Below are 4,089 nucleotides of genomic sequence, written 5' to 3'. Positions count from 1 at the left end.
AAGTAAATGCATCGGGGTGTATTTCTATAACTGTATTGTTTGCGGTGGCATGTTGATTTACAAACAGGTCATCATCGCCCGATATAACATGCATATGTGAGGCAAATCCTTTTTGGCTAAAAAACAAACTTTTGGTATAGGCCAAATTGCGCCCAATACCCATGTAAGGATCGCCACCAAGCGCATTCGACAGGTAGCTGATCGCCGTTTTAATAGTCTCAAAACGAACAAAAGGATTCAGAAAATTACGGGTTTTATAATATGGTGAATAACCTAAAACTATTTGTGCGCCGGTAGTAAATTTACCAGCCATGAGGCTTATCCAGTGCTCAGAAGCTGGCTTACAATCGGCATCGGTAAATAGCAGATATTCATTTTTTGCAGCTTTTATACCCAGCGTTAGCGCAAACTTTTTCCCGGTTTTAAACCGGTCGTGTTCGGTAATGGTAACTATTTTTAAATGAGGATATTCGCGCTGCATATCTTCTAAAACAATGTCTGACGTATCGTACGAACAATCATTGATCACTACTACTTCAAAATCAGGATAATTTTGCTGCAATATAGCAGGCAGATTTTCCTGTAAATTTTTAGCTTCATTACGCGCGCTAATGATCACCGAAACAGGTATCAATACCTCGGGCAATTGCTCAGTTGGCTGGTATCGCGTTAAACGACTATGTACACCTATCATATAATATAACTGAATGATAAAGCAAAGTTGTAAAAGAATAAAAAACGCGATGTGTATGTAAGTTTCCAATGAGCTATAATAATCAGGCAAATTTGTTAAAAATCGTCCGGATTAACTGTGGCGTCAACAGGTTTATTTGATGATTATTGCCCACAATGAAAGCTTTTTCTCCACAATTTATGAATAACAGATCAACTTAATAAGCAAATGGGTTCAGGTAGCAAAGATTTTACTCATTCGGTAGCCGCTGTGCTCAGCCACTCTCTTTGCCTGCAGAAGAAAAGATGTTATTTTCACCTATATATTATAGTATATATTAAAGGTAAAGAGAATCACAACACCTCCACTCTCTTTACTTTCCCCCGAAGAAAGAAAGTGTTATCCAGTGTAGCGCAGACAGGACGATTCGTTGTCGATTTTCTCTGTTGAATATTTCATTGTCAACCATTTAAGCAAACCCGCTTTATTTATTAATTTTGCAACCTTAAAATGAAATTCAATTTAACAGCACAAGACCCGCTTTCGAAAGCCCGGGCAGGTGAAATTACCACCGACCACGGTACTATACAAACACCTATTTTTATGCCGGTAGGTACTGCCGGCACCGTAAAAGCAGTACATCAGCGTGAGCTTAAAGATGATATTGAGGCCCAGATCATCTTAGGAAACACCTATCATTTGTACCTCAGGCCAGGCTTGAACACCCTTGAACAAGCCGGCGGACTGCACAAATTCAACGGTTGGGACGGACCTATTTTAACAGATAGCGGCGGTTACCAGGTGTATTCGCTGACCGAAGTACGCAAAATTAAGGAGGAAGGTGTAACCTTTCGTTCGCATATTGACGGTTCAAAACACCTGTTTACACCCGAAAATGTGATGGATATTCAGCGTGTAATAGGTGCCGATATCATCATGGCTTTTGATGAATGTACCCCTTATCCCTGCGATTATCACTACGCCCGGAGGTCAATTGATATGACTCATCGCTGGCTAAAACGCTGCTGCGATCGCTTTGACAGCACCCAGCCAAAGTATGGTTACAGCCAAACTTTGTTTCCTATTGTACAGGGCTCTGTGTATAAAGATCTGCGTGAAAAATCGGCCGAAGTCATCGCTTCTTACGAGCGTGAAGGCAATGCCATAGGCGGTTTATCGGTAGGTGAACCGGCCGAAGAGATGTACGCCATGACAGAAATTGTGTGCAATATATTACCGCAGCAAAAACCACGTTATTTAATGGGCGTAGGTACACCTGTTAATATATTGGAAAATATAGCCTTGGGAATTGACATGTTTGATTGCGTTATGCCAACCCGTAACGCCCGAAATGGTATGCTTTTTACTAAAAACGGCATCATCAATATCAAGAATGAGAAGTGGAAAAACGACTTTTCGGCCATTGAGGATGACAGTGATCTGTTTGCCGATAAGGTGTATACCAAGGCTTATTTACGCCACCTGATACACTCGGGCGAGATGTTGGGAGCACAAATCGCTACCCTGCATAACCTCCATTTTTACGTTTGGCTGGTTAAAGAGGCACGGAAAATGATCATCGCCGGAGAGTTTTATGAGTGGAAAAACAAGATGGTTAAGCGCCTTGGCGAGCGGTTATAACCTAACATAAATACAAAAATGAGGGATAACAACTATACCTTTTATGGTATTTTAAATGATAAAAAAACACCAATAATCTGACGGATGAAGGCTATTTTACACCGTTACCTGAAGGTTATTGACAGGTTTATTATTGGCAAATATCTGGGCACTTTTGTATTTACAATGGGTGTTTTTATAGTGGTATCTGTGGTGTTTGACGTGTCTGAAAAGCTGGATAATTTCCTGAATAAACATGCTACATTTCATGATATTGTGTTCCAGTATTACGCCGGTTTTATCCCGTTTTACCTGAACATGCTATCGCCGCTTATTAACTTTTTGGCGGTAATTTTATTCACAGCCAAGATGGCGAACCAGACTGAAATCGTCCCGATTTTGAGTGGCAAGGCCAGCTTTAATCGCTTTCTGAGACCTTATTTTATAGCCTCAACACTCATATTCATAGTGTCGTTTTTTGCTAACGTATACCTTATTCCGTATACCAATCACCTTAAAAACGACTTTGAAAACGCCAACGGTATTACCGATAACGACCCCACAAAGAGCCAGGTGCACATGCAAATAGACAAACATACCTATGTTTACCTGGAAAATTACGACCAAACAAACCATACTGGCTATCAGTTTATTATGGAAAAGTTTAATGGTGACACTTTGCGCGAGAAATTAACAGCAAGCACCATTACTTACGACTCTGTAAAGCGTGTTTGGTCGTTAAAAAATTATAATGTGAAGTATGTAAACGGGCTAAAAGAGAAATATTTGGCCAACGTACCACAAAAGGATACAGTATTAGATATGCACCCTACCGACTTTATTGTGTACGATAATGTGTATGCGGCCATGTCATTAAAGGAGCTAAATAAGAATATTGATAAGGAAAAACTACGCCGTCCGGAGGTTTTAAACAACCTCTATTTCGAGAAATTTCACCGTTTTATATACCCTTTATCGGCCTACGTTTTAACCATTTTGGGGGTAGCATTATCATCCCGAAAGGTGCGTGGCGGCGTTGGTTTACCTCTTGGAATAGGGATTTTATTGTGTTTTGCTTACATCATTCTTGAAAAATTCGCTATCGTATTTTCCATAAAAGGAGGGGTTCCGCCTCTATTTACCGTGATGATACCTAACCTGATGTTTGGTATATTGGGCTACTATTTACTCTTAAAAGCACCTAAATAATGAGTCCAAAACAACGCTCAGAAAGCCCGAATAAGAACCTGATCATACTCCATTTTACTGTTTTTATCTGGGGATTTACAGGAATTTTAGGCCAATTAATCACTATTTCTGCGGTACAATTGGTGTGGTATCGCGTATTAATTGCCTTTATTTCGCTGTTTTTGTACTTCAAATTCAATAAAACCGACATAAAAATTGACAGAAAAACCTTTCTTCAAATGGTTTTTACAGGCGGTTTAGTGGGCGCACACTGGGTACTTTTCTTTGCTTCCATCAAATTATCAACCGTTCCGGTGGCCCTGGTTTGCATATCCAGCATCACTTTATTTACGGCCATTCTGGAGCCGATTATTAATAAAGTAAAAATTTCAAAGCTCGAAATTTTGGCTGGCCTATTAATTATAACCGGCATCGTGTTGATATTTAAATTTGAAACCCGATACACTAAGGGAATCATAGCCGGTCTGATTTGCGCCATTTGTGCCAGTCTTTTCTCTATCATCAATTCAAAATTTGTTAAGAAACATGAAGCTCCTACCATTGCATTTTATGAGTTGAGCGGAGCCTTTTTCTGGATATCATTATAC

Annotated in this window: 4 protein-coding genes; 3 read left to right on the top strand and 1 reads right to left on the bottom strand. The window is 39.8% G+C overall.

Features of this window, described 5'->3' with window-relative positions:
• Positions 1–763 (bottom strand): glycosyltransferase (locus AAGC65_RS25290; RefSeq protein WP_343115239.1); only part of this gene is annotated, 763 nt, incomplete at its 3' end.
• Between the two features lie 420 nt (positions 764–1,183).
• On the opposite strand from AAGC65_RS25290, the gene tgt reads away from it, so the two are divergent.
• From tgt to AAGC65_RS25275, 3 genes are all read left to right on the top strand, one after another.
• Positions 1,184–2,314, top strand: coding sequence for a tRNA guanosine(34) transglycosylase Tgt (gene tgt / locus AAGC65_RS25285; RefSeq protein ID WP_343115238.1), 1,131 nt, complete (start codon positions 1,184–1,186; stop codon positions 2,312–2,314).
• Between the two features lie 84 nt (positions 2,315–2,398).
• Positions 2,399–3,502, top strand: a complete 1,104-nt coding sequence (locus AAGC65_RS25280; RefSeq protein WP_343115237.1) for an LptF/LptG family permease — start codon at positions 2,399–2,401, stop codon at positions 3,500–3,502.
• Positions 3,502–4,089, top strand: a 588-nt coding sequence (locus tag AAGC65_RS25275) for a DMT family transporter (RefSeq protein WP_343115236.1), incomplete at its 3' end; no start/stop codon positions are given. The genes AAGC65_RS25280 and AAGC65_RS25275, both read left to right, overlap by 1 nt.

It is taken from the genome of Mucilaginibacter sp., from assembly GCF_039207105.1.
Classification (GTDB): Bacteria; Bacteroidota; Bacteroidia; order Sphingobacteriales; family Sphingobacteriaceae; genus Mucilaginibacter.
This window is presented reverse-complemented; position numbering and strand designations above follow the sequence as displayed.